The organism is Pseudomonas sp. PGPPP1 (assembly GCF_002255865.1).
GTDB classification, from domain to species: Bacteria; Pseudomonadota; Gammaproteobacteria; order Pseudomonadales; family Pseudomonadaceae; genus Aquipseudomonas; species Aquipseudomonas cremoris.
The window spans coordinates 124,062-141,658 of sequence record NZ_NKIG01000007.1; the positions used below are offsets into that span (position 1 = coordinate 124,062).

Below are 17,597 nucleotides of genomic sequence, written 5' to 3' on the forward strand. Positions count from 1 at the left end.
CTCCTCTTGGACGCCGGGCGCCCCATGGATCTCCGTCAACTGCGCTACTTCATCGCGCTGAACGAGCACCGCAGTTTCGTGCGCGCCGCCGACGCCATGGGCATCACTCAGCCGGCGTTCAGCCGCAGCATCCAGGGCCTGGAGCAGGAATTCGGCTGCGTGCTGGTGGACCGTGCCCACAAAGACCTGCGCCCCACCCCCGAGGGCCAGGTGGTGCTGCAACACGCCCTGAGCCTGGTGCAAGGCGCAGCGCGCTTGAGCCATGAAGTCACGCGCATGACCAAGCTCGATGCCGGCGAAGTACGCTTGGGCAGCGATTCGGTGGCGGCGGTTAACCTGGTGCCCCTGGCCATGGCGCGATTCATTACCGCCTACCCCAAGGTGCGCACCGCATTGCAGGTGGATAACTGGGAAAAACTCGGGCGCAGCCTGAGCCGCGAAGAGATCGAATTCTTTATTGCCGATGTGCGCCACTTCGAGGCCGATCCGAACTTCCACACCCAGGTTCTGACACCCCGTCGCACGGTGTTTTTCTGCCGCGCCGGACACCCGCTGCTGGCCAAGGACAGCCTGTCCACCAACGACCTGTTCGGCTTCCCGCTGGCCACGCCGTTGATTGCGCCCGGCATCCGAAAACTGCTCGCCAACCTCAGCGGGCGGATCGATTTTGCACCGGCCATCGAGCTTGAGCAGTTTGCCGCGCTGGCGACCATCGTAAGCCAGTCCGACGCCATAGGCCTGGGCGCTGCGGAGGCGTTCGTCGATGAGTTCGCCAGCGGCACGTTGCAGGTATTGCACTGGCGCAATGTGCCGCATGCCCTGGACAGCTTGAACAACCGCTGCGGGATCATCAGCCGCGCGGGGACGCGCCTGTCACCTGCTGCGAAGGCATTGATCGAAACTCTGTTGGCGGTGGAAACCCAAGCCGATTGGCCCGCGCAAAGGTCCCGAAATCATTAAAGCGCACGCCCATTTGTGCCATGACTTCATGGGCCACCTTGGCGGTCATCTGGCGGATGTAAAACGGCTCCTTCACCACAAAATGATGGATGCCGTGGGTGCTGCCGAAGTTGAAGCAGAACGCCTGTAACGGCCACATCCACCATGGGTTCAATACCTGGGTTTGCTGGATCACATTGCCCAGTTCCACGTCGCCGTAGTAGTGCATGTTGGAGCTGACAAAATGCAGGCAAAAGGTACGCAATACGTTGGGGCCGATGATCACCACTACTGCGATGTCGATCACCTGCATCATCTGCAAAGTGCCGGCTGACCAGCCGATAGGCACACCCGTGAGGCTGGCGATGCCATTGGCAGCATGAAAGCCGAGGAACACATACCACGCGCCCCAATGCAGCAGCGCCAGCGGTGCGTAGACCAGCAACGAACGCTTGAGGATGGTCAGTTTGTGCTTCCAGGTCTTGGCCCGCAGCATGCGGATAAATGCCGACATGAGGTTGTCGCCAACCATCAGCAACCGGGCAAAACCCCACGGTTCGCCGTTGGTGATCGCGCGCTCTTCCATATCGGTTTCGGTGCCCGAGACCTTGTGATGGTTGAGGTGCAGGTGGCGGCGAATCCACGGGTTGATGGTGCTGGGGCGCGCCAGCCACACCAGGCCCATCATCAGGTTGTGGGGCAGGCGCTGCTTGCGAAAGTACATGCTGTGGATGAGGTCGTGTTCCAACTCGTGGGTTAGCGAGGCGAGGAACGCGTTGAGCAGCAGGCACGCCCACCAGGCCAGGTGACCGGTGATGTAGAGCGCCGCCGAGCCGATCATGCCCACTAACGCAAACGCGAGGATACCCGCGCCGATGGCGTCCTGATGCAGCAGCCAGGGGTGTTGCTGGCGCAAGCGCACGCCTTCGGCCAGCACCACTTCACGGATTCTGGCCGAGCGCTGCTGTGCGTTCATCTGTTGGGGACTTGCAGAAGTACCGTCCATGCTCCCATCCTCTTATGTATTGATGCGCCCATCCTGCCCCAAGCGATCTGGCAGGACGCTAGCCCCAGGCGCCAACCTGTTGACCGCAAGCGCCAATCGTCATGACCGAACCCACCTCCCTCGCCAGTTGGACCCGCGCCCTGCGCAAGCAACTCGACGCCCTGGGCCTGGACAGCGCCGCGCTGTGCACGGAGGCCGGGCTTGATCCACTGCAGATGGACGACCCCAATGCGCGTTATCCGCTATCGGCTACCACACGCCTGTGGGAACTGGCGGTGCAGGCCAGCGGCGATCCGGCGATTGGGTTGCGGGTGTCGCGGTTTGTCAGCCCCACCACCTTCCATGCCCTGGGGTACGCGCTAGTGGCCAGCGGCAGCCTGCGCGAGGTGTTCGAGCGCATCGTGCGTTATCACCAGGTGGTCAGCGATGCCCTGACCCTGGAGCTCAGCCGCGACGGCGAGCGCTACCGTTTTCGCCTGTTGCAACCGCCGGGCAGCCCGGCGCCGGCGCTCGAGGCCATCGATGCCTTTGCGGCGATCTACGTGCGCACTTGCCGCAATCGCCTGGGCCGTGACTACGCGCCGCTGGCGGTGTACCTGCGCAGGCCTGAGCCGCAAGACCCCAAGCCCTGGCACACGGTGTTTCGCGCGCCGGTATTTTTCGGCGCCGAGGAAGACCGCCTGGAGTTCGCCGCCCAAGACTTCGACAGCCACCTGGACGACGCCAACCCCGAGTTGGCCGAGCACAACGAAACCGTGCTCAAGCGCACCCTCGCCCAACTGCAGCCGTTGACCTGGGAGCGCAAGGTGCGTCGGGTGATCGAAGCGCAATTGCCTGATGGTGAGCCGAGTGCTGAACGCGTTGCCCATGCGCTGCACTTGAGCCTGCGAAGCTTGCAGCGGCATCTGGCGGATGAAGGCTGTCGGTTTGATGCGTTGCTTAATGAGTGCCGGGAGAATTTGGCGCTGCTGCACCTGCGCGATCCGCAGTGTTCATTGGCAGAGATCAGTCACCTGCTGGGGTTTGCCGATACCAGCAGCTTCAACCGGGCGTTCAAGCGGTGGACGGGGATGACGCCGGGGCAGTTTCGGGAGGGGTTGCGGTAGGTAGGCTTGTGGTGTTTTTGAGGGCCTCATCGCAGGCAAGCCAGCTCCCACATTTTGATCTGTGAATACATTCAAAAATGTGGGAGCTGGCTTGCCTACGATAGCGTCAGAGCGGTCACCGCCCACGGTCACGCTTTAACACCTTCCTCACCCGCGCCACCAACGCCTTATCCTCAAACGGCTTGAGCAAATAGTCATCCTCATGCAGCTCCAACCCACGCAGGCGGTCTTCAATCCCATCGGGCGTGGTCAGGAACAACATCGGCGTGTCGCCCTTCTGCCGAATCGCCTGCTGCAGTTTCCAGGCATTCAAGCCCGGCAACATCACATCCAGGATCACCAGGTCGTATTCAGCGCTTTCAACAAAGCGCAACGCCGCCATGCCATTGGCCGCGACTTCTACCGTGAAGCCCGCCTCACTGAGGCCCTGGGCCATGCGCCGGGCCAGTTGGGGCTGGTCTTCCACTAACAACACCTGCATGCCTTACCTCGTGTTTTGATTACAACTTTGTCATCAAATTGTGCGGTTTGTGACCACGTCCGCTGGCTACCGTGACGGCCTGCTTTATGGAGCCCTCACCATGTATCGCACTGCCCTGTTCTTGAGTCTCGCCTTCTGCACTGCCGCCCAGGCAACGCCGCAACTGCCGCGTCACGCCGAGCTTGATCTGCGCACCGCGCGCCAATTGGCCGATGCCAGCCTGGCCCACTGCACCGCAGCACTGACCGTGCTCGACCGCGGCGGCAACCTGTTACTGGGCCTGCGGGCCGATGGCGTTGGCCCGCACAACAGTGTCGCCAGCCAACGCAAGGCGTACACCGCGCTGTCGACTAAAACCCCGACCCGCTCTTTTGCCGAGCGCGCTCGCAATAACCCCGAAGCGGCCAACCTTAACAGCTTGCCCGAACTGCTGTTGCTCGGTGGCGGCGTGCCGCTGTTTGCCGATGACGAATTGGTCGGCGCGCTGGGCATCGCCGGTGCCGGCGGTGCGGCTCAGGATGAAGCCTGCGCCGTACAAGCTGCCGAGCAACTGGGCTTGAAAATCACCCGCTGATCCCTCCTCAAAAGGACTTCTCGATGAAAACCCTAAGCATGACCCTCGCCGCCCTCAGTCTAAGTGGCCTGTGCAACCTGGCACTGGCGGACGGCAACCCGCTGAGCGTACACGTGCTCAACCTGGAAAACGGCCTGCCGTCTGCCGGTGTCAGTGTCACTCTCGAACAACAGGTGGGCAATCAATGGCAGCCGCTGTCAGAAGGCGTTACCAATCAGCAAGGACGTATCGCCGAGCTGTTCCCGGCCAACCGCAGCATGCAGCCGGGTGAATACCGCGTGGTGTTCAAGACCGGCGATTACTACAAAAAAGTTGGCCGCGAGACGTTCTTCCCAGAAGTGCCAGTGATTTTCCAGGTCAAGCAGGCCGACCAGCATTACCACATCCCACTGTTGCTCAGCCCTTACGGTTTTTCGACGTATCGCGGCTCCTAGTTCAACCCTCGACGCCTGCGGCCTGCCGCAGGCGTTGCAGGTCCAGTACCTCAATCGCACCGTAACTCAAGCCGATGACGCCCTGCTGTTCCAGCGCCTTGAGCAGACTGTTGATGGTCTGGCGCGACAGGCCCAACATCGCCGCCAGGTCTTCCTGGGGCAACTGCAACACGCGGCGCGCCTGGGCGATCTCCCCGTAGCCTTCAGCAATCATCAGCAGCCGATGGGCCAGGCGCTGCGACGTGCTCATCAAGCTGATCTGCTCGATATTGATCAACGACAAGCGCAATTTGTGGCTCATCAACAGCGCCACATCCCGCCAATACACCGGGTGCTCAGCCAGGATCTCAAGCATCGGCGCCTGCGCCACCTGCAACAACGTGCAAGGCCCCATCGCCAACGCATCGTGGGTACGCGGCAAGCTGTCGAACAGGCAGATTTCACCGAACCAGTAAGGTGATTCGACCAGGCTCAATACCGCTTCCTTGCCCTGGGCATTCACCGCGCTGACCCGCACCGCACCTTCCAGTACGGCATACAGGCCACACGGCGGATCGCCGCGCTTGAACAAGTACTCTCCTGCCGTCAGCGAACGCAACCGCGCGGCCGCCAACAGACTACGCTGTAGCTCACTGGGCAAGTGGCTGAACCACTGACCGGCGACCAACCGGGCGTGCCATTTCGACGCAATCATGAGAACTCCACAGAGTGTCGCCCAGTTGACAGTCAGTCACTGGCCGACAAGGCATGATCAAACATCCTACAGGAGGAATAACAATGAAAAGCCTCGTCGACCACCTCAGTCAATACGCCGCCTACCACCGCGACCCACGCAATATCGCCAGCCACTTTATCGGCATTCCGTTGATTGTCGTCGCGGTGGCGGTGCTGCTATCGCGCCCCGAATGGGCGGTGGGAGGGTTGTGGCTATCGCCAGCGGTGCTGCTGGCGCTGTTTTCGGCGTGGTTCTACCTGCGACTTGAACTCGCGCTGGGCGCACTGATGACCGTGTTGATGGGTTTGTCGGTGTGGGCCGGGCATGTGCTGGCAGCGCAGAGCACACTGGTGTGGCTAAGCAGCGGCATCGGGATGTTTGTGGTGGGCTGGGTGATTCAGTTTGTCGGGCATTACTACGAAGGCAGGAAGCCGGCGTTTGTGGATGATGTGTCGGGGCTGATTGTGGGGCCGTTGTTTGTGGTGGCGGAGCTGGCGTTTCTGGTGGGGTTGCGCCATGACCTCAAGCAGCAGATCGACGAGCGCTCAGGGCCAATCGCACGCCGTGATCTAAAACCTAGTGAGGTCTAAATGTGGGAGCGGGCTTGCTCGCGAATGCGGTGTATCAGTCAGCACATTTACCGACTGATACACCGCATTCGCGAGCAAGCCCGCTCCCACAGGGGTCTTGCGCAAGGCGTTAGGCTTTTTGCCAGACCTTGGGCTTGAAGAACAGCGTTTCGCCACGGGCCAGGCCGGTCAGGCTGTCGTGGTCTTTCACCACTTCGGCTTCGATCAGCTCGCTCTGGCCTTCCACCTTCAAGGTCACGCGCGTGGTCGCACCCAGAGGGCGAATGTCGCGTACTTCGGCAGCGTGGTGGTCTTCCAGTTCATGGCGCGACAGCGACACTTCGTGGGGACGGAACAGCACGTGATTGTCTTCACCCAAGTGCAGGCGGTTGGAGTCGCCGAGGAAGTGGTAGACAAAGTCGCTGGCCGGATTTTCGTAGACTTCGCCCGGTGAGCCGATCTGCTCGATCACGCCCTTGTTCATCACCACGATGCGGTCGGCGACTTCCATGGCCTCTTCCTGGTCGTGGGTCACGAACACCGAGGTCAGGTTGATGTCTTCGTGCAGGCGCGCCAGCCAGCGGCGCAGTTCTTTACGTACCTTTGCATCGAGGGCGCCGAACGGTTCGTCCAGCAACAGCACTTTAGGCTCCACCGCCAGGGCGCGGGCCAGGGCGATACGCTGGCGCTGGCCACCGGAGAGTTGTTCCGGGTAACGGTCGGACAGCCAATCGAGCTGCACCATGTTCAGCAGTTCGTGAACTTTGCTGGCGATCTGGCTTTCGGTCGGGCGCTGGTTTTTCGGCTTCATGCGCAGGCCGAAGGCAACGTTGTCGAACACGGTCATGTGGCGGAACAACGCATAGTGCTGGAACACAAAGCCGACGTTGCGATCACGCACGTCGTGGCCGGAAACGTCTTCACCGTGGAACACGATGTTGCCGTCATCTGGCGTTTCCAGGCCGGCAATGATGCGCAGCAGGGTGGTCTTGCCGCAGCCGGACGGGCCAAGCAACGCCACCAGCTCGCCACTCTGGATGTCCAGATTGATGCTGTTCAGGGCCTTGAAGGCGTTGAAGTTCTTGCTGACATTACGGACTTCGATCGACATGACTTATTCCTCACCGGCACTGTTGCGCAGGCGGTTGATACGGTTCTCGCTCCACTGCTTGAGCAGCAGGATGAAGAGCGCCAGGATCAGCAGCAGGCTGGCCACCGCAAACGCGGCAACGTGGTTGTATTCGTTATAGAGAATCTCGACGTGCAGCGGCAGGGTGTTGGTCACGCCGCGGATGTGGCCGGACACCACCGACACCGCGCCGAACTCACCCATGGCCCGCGCGGTACACAGCACAACGCCGTAGATCAGGCCCCACTTGATGTTCGGCACGGTCACATGCCAGAACATCTGCCAGCCATTGGCGCCCAATAACCGTGCGGCTTCTTCTTCCTGAGTGCCCTGCTCTTGCATCAGCGGGATCAGTTCACGGGCCACGAACGGCACGGTGACGAAGATGGTTGCCAGCACAATGCCGGGCAGGGCGAACACGATCTGGATGTCATGGTCCTGCAACCACGGGCCAAAAAAGCCCTGGGCGCCGAACATCAGCACATAGACCAGGCCCGCGATCACCGGCGACACCGAGAACGGCAGGTCGATCAGCGTCACCAGGATGCTCTTGCCACGGAACGAGTATTTGCTGACGCACCAGGCGGCGCTGACACCGAACACCACGTTGAGCGGCACCGAAATCGCCACGGCGATCACCGTGAGTTTCAGCGCAGACAGTGCGTCGGGTTCGAGGATCGCGGTGAAGAACGCGCCGAGGCCGTTCTTCAAGCCCTGGGTCACCACGATAAACAGCGGCAACAGCAGGAACAGCGCAAACACCAGCCAGCCAAGACTGATCAGGATACGTCGTGACGCAGCACTGCCACGGCGGGCAGCGTTGGCCGAGGACGCGGCGGAAATAGACGATTGGGACATGTTCCGCGCCTCCTTATGGACGTTCGATGCGCCGCTGCAACAAGTTGATCAGCAGCAGCAAAACAAAGGAAACCACCAGCATCAGCACGCCGATGGACGTGGCGCCGCGGTAGTCGTATTGGTCCAGCTTGACCATGATCAGCAGCGGCAGGATCTCGGTTTTCATCGGCATGTTGCCGGCGATGAAAATTACCGAACCGTACTCGCCGACGCCACGGGCAAACGCCAGGGCGAAGCCGGTCAACCAGGCAGGCAGCAACGCGGGTACGAGGATGTAGCGAAACACCTGCAACGGCTTGGCACCCAGGCAGGCAGCGGCTTCTTCGACTTCCCGAGGGATATCGGCCAGTACCGGTTGCACCGTACGCACCACGAACGGCAGCGTGACGAAGGTCAGCGCCAGGGTGATGCCAAGCGGGGTGTAGGCGATCTTGAAGCCCAGGTCTGCGGCAAACTGGCCGACCAGGCCGTTAGGCGTGTACAAGGCCGTCAGCGCGATACCGGCGACGGCGGTAGGCAGGGCGAACGGCAGGTCGATCATCGCGTCGATGATCTTGCGGCCGGGGAAGGTGTAGCGCACCAGCACCCAGGCTAGCAGCGTGCCGATCACGCCGTTGATCAACGCGGCATAAAGCGCGGTGCTGAAGCTCAGCTTCAAAGCCGCCAGCACGCGCGGTGCGGAGATGATGTTCCAGAACTGATCCCAGGTGAGTTGAGCGGCGTGTACAAACATCGCCGCAAGGGGGATGAGTACGATCAGGCTGAGGTACACCACGGTGTAGCCCAGCGTCAGCCCGAAGCCGGGTATGACGGGGGAGATACGACGCGACATAAGAGTCCTTGGTTAGCGGGAAAAACCACTGAAGGCACACACGTCCTGTGGGAGCTGGCTTGCCTGCGATGCAAGCGCCTCGGTATGTCAGTCACACCGCAGTGATGCTATCGCAGGCAAGCCAGCTCCCACAGAGGGAAGCGTTCGCCACCAGATTGTGTTGGTTACTGCGCCGTGTAGATCTGGTCGAACACGCCACCGTCGTTAAAGAATTTCGGTTGGGCAGTTTTCCAGCCGCCGAAGTCTTTGTCGATAGTCACCAGGTCCAGTTTCGGGAACTGCTGGGCGTATTTGGCGGCCACTTTTGCATCGCGTGGGCGGTAGAAGTTCTTTGCCGCAATCTCCTGGCCAGCCGGGCTGTACAGGTGTTTCAGGTATTCAGTGGCAATTTCGGTGTTGCCCTTTTTCTCGGCGTTCTTGTCGACCACGGCCACTGGCGGCTCCGCGAGGATCGACAGGGAAGGCACGACGATATCGAACTTGTCGGCGCCGCCGTCTTCTTTCAGCGCCAGGAACGCTTCGTTTTCCCACGCCAGCAACACGTCACCCTGACCGTTGTTGACGAAGGTGATGGTCGAACCGCGAGCACCGGTGTCCAGCACAGGCACGTGTTTGAACAGCTCTTTCACGTATTCCTGAGCCTTGGCTTCGCTGCCGCCAGCCTTGAGGCCGTAGGCCCAGGCGGCGAGGAAGTTCCAGCGCGCACCGCCGGAGGTTTTCGGGTTCGGGGTAATCACCGAGACGTCTTTCTTGATCAGGTCGCCCCAGTCCTTGATGCCTTTAGGGTTGCCCTTGCGCACCAGGAACACGATGGTCGAGGTGTATGGGGTGCTGGCGTCCGGCAGGCGGGTCTGCCAGTTTTCCGGGAGGGTCTTGCCCAGCTTGGCGATTTCGTCGATGTCACCGGCCAGGGCCAGGGTGACGACGTCGGCGCGCAGGCCGTCGATCACGGCACGGCCTTGCTTGCCCGAGCCACCGTGGGATTGCTGGATCTTGACGTTGTCACCCGGGTGGGACTGCTTCCAGTAGTTGGTGAACTCTGCGTTGTAGTCCTGGTACAGCTCACGGGTTGGGTCGTACGAGACGTTGAGCAACTCGTAGTCCTTGGCAACGGCGGAACCTGCAAACACGGCGCTGGCCAGGGCGGCCAGGGCGTAACGGCGAATCGACGACATAGAAGCTCCTGAAATTCTTGGGTGTTGGCTTTTTTCTTATAGTTGCGGGTCTAGCATGCGAATCGCCGAACGTGCTTAAGCCGGTTTGTTGCCCGGGTTCTGCAGACGGAATTTTTCTTTGCGTTCGATCTGTACCACTTGCGCGTTATGCACAGTGATTTCCACCGCGCCAAACCGCAGATCGCGCAATGCGCTCTGGATCTCACGCAAAATGGCTGCTTCGTCCTGGCCGTCGACGCTACGTAGAGATGCGCTCATGGTCTCGCTCCTGAAATGAAAAGTGCGTGCCTTGCAGTGGCGGCACTGCTTGTGGCGTGAGGGCGATAGTAGATAAGCGCGGATATTCTTAAAAATACTATTTAAGAATGTTTATATAACTAGAAAGAATTTTCTGATGGGACGAGGGGTTGCGCGGGTTTTCGGGGTGAAAATACTGATACAGAGACACTGGTGAACCCTGTGGGAGCCGGGCTTGCCCGCGATTGCGGTGTATCAGGCGCAGTATATTTCGCCTGAAAGTCCCTCATCGCTGGCAAGCCCGGCTCCCACATTGACCGCGGTGTGCCTATCGAATTGGAGGGGCCCGGTCCCAGTCGATTTCATTAGCCGGCATCGGCCGACCAAACCAATACCCCTGGCCCATATCGCACGCGTGATCCAACAGGAACCGCGCCTGCTCCACCTGCTCGATGCCTTCGGCTTGCACCTGCATGCCCATGCTTTTCGCCAAGGCGATCACCACACGCACAATCGCGGCATCGTCTTCATCCGACGGCAACCCGGCGACAAACCCCTGGTCGATCTTGAGCTTCTGCACCGGCAGGCGCTTGAGGCGCAGCAGCGATGAATAACCCGTGCCGAAGTCGTCGATGGCCAGGCGCAAACCCAGTTCGCGCAGGCGGTGCAGTTGCTCCAGGGCCACCTCCGGGTCGTCCATCACCGCGCTTTCGGTGACTTCCAGCTCCAGGAATGCCGGATCCAACCCGGTGTTATGCAGCACCTGGGCGACTTGTTCGTACAGCTCGCGCCGGGCAAACAGCCGGCTGGAAACGTTCACGGCAATAAAGCTCAACGGCGCACCATCCGCCAGCCACTGACACATCTGGCGGCATGATTGGTCCAGCACCCAGGCATCGATCTCGGCGATCAACCCGGTACGTTCGGCGATAGGGATGAATTCTCCCGGCGGCACCAACCCACGCTCCGGGTGCTGCCAACGCACCAGCGCCTCAACGCCAATCAAACGGCTGCCTTGCAGGTCGTGCACCGGTTGGTAGTAGACGCACAGCTCTTGCTGCTCGAGGGCACGCCGCAGTTCGCTGGCGATTTCGACGCGGTTCTGGGCGTGGGCGGTGAGCTCCTCGGTGTACAGCGCGTAGCCTTCGCGACCCGCGCTCTTGGCCTTGAACAGCGCAGAGTCGGCGTTGCGCAGCAATTGCTCGGCGCTCAGGGCATCGCTGGGGAACAAGCTGATGCCGATACTCACGCTGATAAACAGCTGATGGCCGTCAAAGATGAACGGCTGTTTCATGGCATCCAGGATGCGCTGTGCCAGCGCGGCAGCCTGCACCACCTGTGGACAACTTTCCGCCAGCACCGCGAACTCATCACCGCCAAGGCGCGCCAGGGTCACACCGGGGCCGGACAGCCCTTGAAGCCGCTCGCCCACCAGTTTGAGCAATTGGTCGCCGACGTTGTGGCCGAGGCTGTCATTGATGATCTTGAAGTGGTCCAGGTCCAGCAACAGCAGGGCGCAGCCGCGCTTGTGGTTTTGCGCCGAGGCCAGCGCCTGCTCGGCGCGGTCGGTGAAGAGCAAGCGGTTGGGCAGGTCAGTCAGCGGGTCGTGGTGAGCGAGGTGGGCCAGCTCGTGCTCGGAATCCTTGATCGCACTGATATCGGAAAATACTGCAACGTAATGGCTGACCTGGCCCTGGTCATCGTGAATCACGCGGATGGTTTGCCACTGTGGATAAATTTCGCCGCTTTTGCGTCGATTCCAGATTTCGCCGCTCCATTCGCCGGTGCGCTCCAGGCTCTGGAACATTCGTTGGTAGAAATTCGACGAATGGCGCCCTGACTTGAACAGGCTGGGTTTATGTCCCATGACGTCTTCACGTCGGTAGCCCGTGATCTCCATGAAGGCCCGGTTCACGTGCACGATCAGCCCCTTGGTGTCGGTGACCAGCACGCCTTCGCGGGTGCAATCGAACACGGCAGCGGCCTGGCGCAGGCGTTCGCGGTTTTCCCGCAACGGTTGCTGCAGCAGGTTGGCGCGGGCGAAACGTACGCAAATCAGGTAGATGGCCAAGGCGCTCAAGGCCACCCACACATAACCACGCACTTGCAGCCACTGCACCAACTCCCTCGGTTCATCAAGAAAGTTGATCAATATCTGATGACTGAGTTGAAGCCACACAATCGAAACCAGCAGGTATACCAGCCCCGCTCGCAGGGCACCTCGGTATGAAAACAGCATATGGTCAGTAATCCTTACCAAAAAAACAGAATCGCCCTACGAAGGCTGCGGATTATAGAATAAGAAACATCCAGTCACTCCTATCTGAAAGGCCGGCTGGTTTTCTCTGTAGGCTTAGTGATAATGCGTGAGCTGTTTTTTTCTTTATCTGAGGGCCATACAGCCTATGTGGTACAACGGTTTTCTTGACCTGTCAGCCTGGCAACTGGTGGCAGTCACTCTGTTGATGACCCACGTGACCATCGTTGGGGTCACCGTCTATCTGCACCGTTATTCAGCCCATCGCTCCCTGGAGCTCAATGCCGGCCTGAAACACTTCTTCCGCTTCTGGCTGTGGCTGACCACGGCGCAGAACACCCGCGAGTGGACCGCCATCCACCGCAAACACCACGCCAAATGCGAAACCGTCGACGACCCGCACAGCCCTGTGATCAAGGGCTTGTCCACGGTATTGCGCAAAGGCGCCGAACTGTACCGCGCCGAGGCAGAAAACCCCGAAACCCTGCGCATCTACGGCAAGAACTGCCCGGACGACTGGATCGAACGCAAGCTCTACACCCCCTACCCGCTGCTGGGCGTGGCGATCATGGGCGTGATCGACCTGCTGCTGTTCGGCACCATCGGCATCACCATCTGGGCGATCCAGATGATGTGGATTCCATTCTGGGCCGCCGGTGTGATCAACGGCTTGGGCCATGCCGTGGGCTACCGCAACTTCGAATGCCGTGACGCGGCGACCAACCTGGTGCCGTGGGGCATCATCGTCGGCGGTGAAGAGCTGCACAACAATCACCACACCTATCCGAACTCGGCCAAGCTGTCGGTGAAAAAGTGGGAATTCGACCTGGGTTGGGCGTGGATCAAAGTATTCAGCTGGCTGCGCCTGGCGAAGGTGCAACGTGTGGCACCGATTGCCCACCGCGTCGAGGGCAAGGGTCACCTGGACATGGACACGGCCATGGCGATTCTCAACAACCGCTTCCAGATCATGGCCCAGTACCGCAAGTTGGTGATCGGACCGTTGGTCAAGCAAGAGCTGGAAAAGGTCGATCATTCGGTACGCCACCAGTTCCATCGCGCCAAGCGCCTGCTGTCACGCGAGACCAGCTTGCTGGATGACCGCCATCACGTGCGCATCCAGAGCATGCTGGAACACAGCCACGCACTGAAAGTGATCTACGAAAAGCGTCTGGCGCTGCAACAGATCTGGCTCAAGACCAGCTCCAACGGCCACGACATGCTCGCCGCCATCAAGGAATGGGTGCATGAAGCCGAAGCCAGTGGCATCCAATCCCTGCGGGATTTTGCCCATCAATTGAAGACCTACTCGCTGCGACCTGCAGCCGTCTGAACAAGCGGTGGGAGGGCAACTTGTCCCTCCCATCAGCTTTTTGGCGTCATTTCTCGGACACCGGCAATCGGTCCCGTTGACGGAACTTCACTGCAATTCCCCTCTCTCAATGAACACTTCGCCATCATGGTGGCCCCTTGTAGTGACCGCTGCTCCATCCTGCGGCGCGCCCAGAGAGAGTTGTGCCGATGGTTCACGAAAAGCCTTACGTAGCCGACACCTCCACCGCTGAACATCCACGTCCAACAGCGGCCGCAACCCTGCTGGCGCTGATGCATGCCCAGGGTGAAGTCGAACGGCTAAGCGAGCGTGAACAGCTGCTGAGCTCACTGCTGGTGAGTGTGAACGCGGTGCTGTGGGCCATCGATTGGGAAACGCGTCGCGTGCTGTACGTGAGCCCGGCTTACGAGCGGGTGTTCGGGCGTTCTGCCGGCCTGTTGCTGGCCGACCATCGAGAATGGCGCAACAGCATCCACCCCGAAGACCTCGACTACGCCGAACACAGCCTGGCGCGCGTGCTGGAACAGGGCACTGTGGAAGACCGCGAGTACCGCATCATCACGGCCGATGGGCAGATCCGCTGGCTCAGTGACAAGTGCTACATCAACCAGCAGGTCGAGCCCGGCGAACCGGTGATTGTGGTCGGCATGGCCGAAGACATCACCGAAAAGAAGCAGCTTGAAATCGAGCTGCACCGCCTCGCCACCACCGATGTGCTGACCCAAAGCAGCAACCGCCGGCATTTCTTCGAATGCGCCAACCAGGCGTTCGACAGCGCCTGCGCCCAAGGTGCACCGCTGGCCTTTCTGCTGCTGGACATTGATGACTTCAAGGAGGTCAACGACACCTACGGCCATCTGGAGGGCGACCAGGTGCTGCGGCGTATCGCCGAGAGTGGTCGTGGCGTACTGCGCCGTGGCGACCTGTTCGGGCGCATTGGCGGTGAAGAGTTCGCCGCCGTGCTGCCGGGCTGCGCGCCCGAGATGGCGTTGCAGGTGGCCGAGCGGCTGGGCAAAGAGATTCAGGCGTTGGGCTTCAGCTATGAAGGCCGGGACTTCAGCGTGACCATCAGCCAGGGCCTGGCCAACCTGCATGAAGAAGATTCGACCCTGGACAGCCTGTTCGCCCGTGCCGATGCGGCGATGTACGAGGCTAAGCGCTTGGGCAAGAACCGTGTGGTCGCGGGCTAATGCCTAACAAATGCGGGGGGACCGCCCCTAAAATCGGCTTTTGTAGTGAGCGGGCTCTGCGTTGGGTACTAGCGCTTACGCACTCGCGTCAGCTCCGACAAGCCCACCTTGAGCAAGCGTGCGGTCTTGCTCGCCGCCAGCGCTTCCAACCCTTCATGCTCAGTCAGCCGCGCCATTTGCGCCGCCAGGTTCACCACCAGCGCATCTCGGGCGTACACCCCGCCGTCCAACGAATAGATCGATGCGATCAACTGGCGCAACTCCAGCGGCAAACGCCAGCGCGCCCGCAGCGCCGAGCCATAGGCCGCACCGAAGGTATAGAGAGACTCGCCGATAGTTTCGTCATCCAGCGCACCACCGCCCTGACGCCAGTCTTCCAGGCAGCGCAACAACGCGAGGTCACCCAGGCGATGCAGGATGCCCGCGCTGTAGCAGCGCTCGTGGTCCAGCTCCAGCATGCGCGCAAGGCGGCGGGCATAGTCGGCGGTGTCCTGGGACAACTGCCAGTGGCGCTCGGCATAGGCCACCAGCGCCGGGTCGCCCAGCACCACGTTGTGCTTGAGGGCCAGGCCCAGGATCAGGTTCATGCTTTGACCGGCAGCGAGCTTGTGCAACGCCGCCGGCAAGGTCTGCACCGGTGTGCCGTGATGGCCGGCGCTGTTCGCAGCGGCAATCAACACAGCGGTGATTTGTGGGTCCATGCGCACCTGGTCTTCCAGGCGCTTGAGGTCCAAGCCATTGGCCCCCAGGCTGCTTTGCACGGCGGCTTTTACGTCGACCCGCAACGGCGCGCCGTCAGAGGCTTCGCGACGACGCTCAAGGAACACCGGCAAGGTCATGCCAGGCGCCAGCGGTGGCACCTCGCAGTACACACTTTCACCTTCGTTGAGCAGCAAGTCCTGCAGACGCTGGGTGAGGCCTTCCATGTTCAGGGGTTTGGTCAGGTAGGCCGTAGGCGCCAGCGGCAAGGCTTCACGCACGCTGGCACTGTCATTGCGACTGCTCAGCAGAATGAACGGCAGCAAGGGTGTACGGCGCTTCTGACGCACGTTGCGTAGCAAACTCAGGCCATCAACGCCCGGCAACTCCCAATCCGCCAGGATCAAGTCGTAGGCCTTTTCTCGCAGCAGTGCAGCCGCTTGCTGCCCATCGGCACACACATCCAACCGTGCGTCGCAACGCACAGCCAGTAAAACTTGCTTGAGCAGATCCCGTGACCAAGGGTCCGCCTCGGCAATCAGCACTCGGGGTACAGCCGGTAAATCAACAACACTCATCCAGCACGCTCCATCGGCAATGTTTGCACCTTAGACAATGGAGCTGCCTACGTACAATGAACAACGCCTGAATGTGCTGCATCGGGCACAAAAAAACCCGCCGAAGCGGGTTTTTTCTGTCGATCAGGTCAGCTTCGGCTTACAGCTCCGAGAAGCACTCTTCGATGATCGCCAAGCCTTTGTCCAACTGCTCGTCCGGCGAGGTCAGCGGAACCAGTACGCGCAACACGTTGCCGTAGGTGCCGCAGCTCAACAGGATCAGGCCCTTGTCACGCGCCTTGGCCACCACGGAGGCGACAGCAGCAGCGTTTGGCTTGTGGGTGTCGCCATCGTCGAACAGCTCGACCGCGATCATCGCGCCCAGGGCACGCACTTCACCAATCACCGGGTACTTGGCCTGGATAGCCTTGAGGCCAGTAACCAGACGCTCACCGACTGCCTTGCAGCGGTCCAGCAGGTGCTCTTCTTCGAACACTTCCATCACCGCCAGCGCAGCCGCGCAAGCGATCGGGCTACCGGCGTAAGTGCCGCCCAGGCCGCCTGGAGCAATGGCGTCCATGTATTCAGCCTTGCCGCACACACCGGCCAGCGGGAAGCCGCCTGCGATGGATTTGGCGAAGGTGGTCAGGTCGGCAGCAACGCCCATCTGCTCCATGGCAAAGAAAGTACCGGTACGACCGGCACCGGTTTGCACTTCGTCAGCGATCAGCAGGATGCCGTGCTTGTCGCACAGCTCACGCAGGCGCTTCATGAAGGCTTTAGGCGCGACGTAGAAACCGCCTTCGCCCTGCACCGGCTCGATGATGATTGCCGCGATATCACGTGGCTCGGCATCGTTCTTGAAGATGCGTTCGATGCTGGCGATGGAATCGTCATCGCTCACGCCGTGCAGTTCATTCGGGTACAGCGCGCGGAACACGCCGCCTGGCATCAGGCCCATGCCGGCCGAGTAAGGCACGACTTTGCCAGTCAGGCCCAGGGTCATCATGGTGCGGCCGTGGTAGGCGCCGGTGAAGGCGATCACGCCGGCACGGCCAGTGGCCGCACGGGCGATTTTCACGGCGTTTTCGACGGCTTCGGAACCGGTGGTCACCAGCAGGGTTTTCTTGGCGAAATCACCTGGAACCTTGGCATTCACTTTTTCGCACACTTCCACGTAAGGCTCGTAGGCCAGTACCTGGAAGCAGGTGTGGGTCAGCTTGTTCAGCTGCTCGGTCACGGCCGCGATGATTTTCGGGTGCACGTGGCCGGTGTTCAGCACGGCGATACCGCCGGCGAAGTCGATGAACTCGCGACCTTCAACGTCGGTCACGGTGGCGTTCTTGGCCGACTCGGCGAAGATCGGGTGGATCTGGCCAACACCGCGCGGAACAGCGGATTCGCGGCGTTTCATCAGGGATGCGTTGGTCTTGCTCATAAAGTCCTCATTCGCCACTCATCGGGTGGCGTGGTCCAAGGAATACGTGGCGGGGAGGAGACTACGGC

Annotated in this window: 18 protein-coding genes; 7 read left to right on the forward strand and 11 right to left on the reverse strand. The window is 60.8% G+C overall.

Going from position 1 to position 17,597, the window contains the following annotated elements; translation table 11 throughout:
* Window positions 1-24: 24 nt before the first annotated feature.
* Entirely contained in the window at window positions 25-960 is a 936-nt protein-coding gene (locus CFE47_RS11095; protein WP_286836989.1) for a LysR family transcriptional regulator, read from the forward strand.
* On the opposite strand, the gene CFE47_RS11100 is transcribed toward CFE47_RS11095, so the two are convergent.
* The gene (locus tag CFE47_RS11100; protein WP_286836991.1) at window positions 851-1,945 is read right to left on the reverse strand and encodes a fatty acid desaturase; all 1,095 of its coding nucleotides are present in this window, start codon (window positions 1,943-1,945) and stop codon (window positions 851-853) included. The genes CFE47_RS11095 and CFE47_RS11100 overlap by 110 nt on opposite strands.
* Window positions 1,946-2,046: 101 nt before the next feature.
* On the opposite strand from CFE47_RS11100, the gene CFE47_RS11105 reads away from it, so the two are divergent.
* A complete protein-coding gene (locus CFE47_RS11105) occupies window positions 2,047-3,051 on the forward strand; it encodes an AraC family transcriptional regulator (protein ID WP_286836993.1) in 1,005 nt (334 codons plus the stop codon).
* A gap of 115 nt (window positions 3,052-3,166) precedes the next feature.
* On the opposite strand, the gene CFE47_RS11110 is transcribed toward CFE47_RS11105, so the two are convergent.
* A complete protein-coding gene (locus tag CFE47_RS11110) occupies window positions 3,167-3,532 on the reverse strand; it encodes a response regulator (RefSeq protein WP_286836994.1) in 366 nt (121 codons plus the stop codon).
* A 100-nt stretch (window positions 3,533-3,632) separates the two neighbouring features.
* On the opposite strand from CFE47_RS11110, the gene CFE47_RS11115 reads away from it, so the two are divergent.
* Window positions 3,633-4,106, forward strand: coding sequence for a GlcG/HbpS family heme-binding protein (locus CFE47_RS11115; RefSeq protein ID WP_286836995.1), 474 nt, complete (start codon window positions 3,633-3,635; stop codon window positions 4,104-4,106).
* 23 nt (window positions 4,107-4,129) lie between these two features.
* A complete protein-coding gene (uraH, locus tag CFE47_RS11120; RefSeq protein ID WP_286836996.1) occupies window positions 4,130-4,540 on the forward strand; it encodes a hydroxyisourate hydrolase in 411 nt (136 codons plus the stop codon).
* A gap of 1 nt (window position 4,541) precedes the next feature.
* Here the strand turns inward: uraH and CFE47_RS11125 are convergent, their stop codons facing one another.
* On the reverse strand, window positions 4,542-5,234 hold the full coding sequence (locus tag CFE47_RS11125) for a Crp/Fnr family transcriptional regulator (protein WP_286836999.1): 693 nt from the start codon (window positions 5,232-5,234) through the stop codon (window positions 4,542-4,544).
* A gap of 83 nt (window positions 5,235-5,317) precedes the next feature.
* Between CFE47_RS11125 and CFE47_RS11130 the strand changes: the two genes are divergently transcribed.
* Window positions 5,318-5,845: an Mpo1 family 2-hydroxy fatty acid dioxygenase gene (locus tag CFE47_RS11130; protein ID WP_286837000.1), complete on the forward strand. Its 528-nt coding sequence runs from the start codon at window positions 5,318-5,320 to the stop codon at window positions 5,843-5,845.
* A gap of 109 nt (window positions 5,846-5,954) precedes the next feature.
* Here CFE47_RS11130 and CFE47_RS11135 read toward each other — a convergent pair whose 3' ends face one another.
* The 6 genes from CFE47_RS11135 to dibA all read right to left on the reverse strand — a co-directional run bounded on the left by CFE47_RS11135 (window position 5,955) and on the right by dibA (window position 12,294).
* Window positions 5,955-6,935, reverse strand: coding sequence for a sulfate/molybdate ABC transporter ATP-binding protein (locus CFE47_RS11135; protein WP_185704503.1), 981 nt, complete (start codon window positions 6,933-6,935; stop codon window positions 5,955-5,957).
* Window positions 6,936-6,938: 3 nt separating this feature from the next.
* Window positions 6,939-7,811, reverse strand: a complete 873-nt coding sequence (gene cysW / locus CFE47_RS11140) for a sulfate ABC transporter permease subunit CysW (protein WP_185704501.1) — start codon at window positions 7,809-7,811, stop codon at window positions 6,939-6,941.
* 13 nt (window positions 7,812-7,824) lie between these two features.
* On the reverse strand, window positions 7,825-8,643 hold the full coding sequence (gene cysT / locus CFE47_RS11145) for a sulfate ABC transporter permease subunit CysT (protein ID WP_104995186.1): 819 nt from the start codon (window positions 8,641-8,643) through the stop codon (window positions 7,825-7,827).
* Between the two features lie 164 nt (window positions 8,644-8,807).
* Window positions 8,808-9,818 (reverse strand): sulfate ABC transporter substrate-binding protein, encoded by a 1,011-nt coding sequence (locus CFE47_RS11150; protein ID WP_185704499.1) that lies wholly within the window; start codon window positions 9,816-9,818, stop codon window positions 8,808-8,810.
* Window positions 9,819-9,893: 75 nt separating this feature from the next.
* Entirely contained in the window at window positions 9,894-10,076 is a 183-nt protein-coding gene (oscA, locus tag CFE47_RS11155) for a sulfur starvation response protein OscA (RefSeq protein ID WP_010565387.1), read from the reverse strand.
* A gap of 307 nt (window positions 10,077-10,383) precedes the next feature.
* Complete coding sequence (gene dibA, locus CFE47_RS11160; RefSeq protein WP_286837011.1) at window positions 10,384-12,294, reverse strand: phosphodiesterase DibA; 1,911 nt, start codon at window positions 12,292-12,294, stop codon at window positions 10,384-10,386.
* Between the two features lie 166 nt (window positions 12,295-12,460).
* Here dibA and desA point away from each other — a divergent pair, with 166 nt between their 5' ends.
* Window positions 12,461-13,645: a delta-9 fatty acid desaturase DesA gene (gene desA / locus CFE47_RS11165; protein WP_185704495.1), complete on the forward strand. Its 1,185-nt coding sequence runs from the start codon at window positions 12,461-12,463 to the stop codon at window positions 13,643-13,645.
* A 188-nt stretch (window positions 13,646-13,833) separates the two neighbouring features.
* Window positions 13,834-14,835 carry a sensor domain-containing diguanylate cyclase gene (locus CFE47_RS11170; RefSeq protein WP_286837014.1) on the forward strand — a complete coding sequence of 334 codons (1,002 nt, stop codon included), beginning with the start codon at window positions 13,834-13,836 and terminating at the stop codon, window positions 14,833-14,835.
* A 68-nt stretch (window positions 14,836-14,903) separates the two neighbouring features.
* Here the strand turns inward: CFE47_RS11170 and CFE47_RS11175 are convergent, their stop codons facing one another.
* Window positions 14,904-16,112, reverse strand: coding sequence for an HDOD domain-containing protein (locus CFE47_RS11175; RefSeq protein WP_286837016.1), 1,209 nt, complete (start codon window positions 16,110-16,112; stop codon window positions 14,904-14,906).
* A gap of 139 nt (window positions 16,113-16,251) precedes the next feature.
* Window positions 16,252-17,529, reverse strand: coding sequence for a 4-aminobutyrate--2-oxoglutarate transaminase (gene gabT, locus CFE47_RS11180; protein WP_286837018.1), 1,278 nt, complete (start codon window positions 17,527-17,529; stop codon window positions 16,252-16,254).
* Window positions 17,530-17,597: the final 68 nt, after the last annotated feature.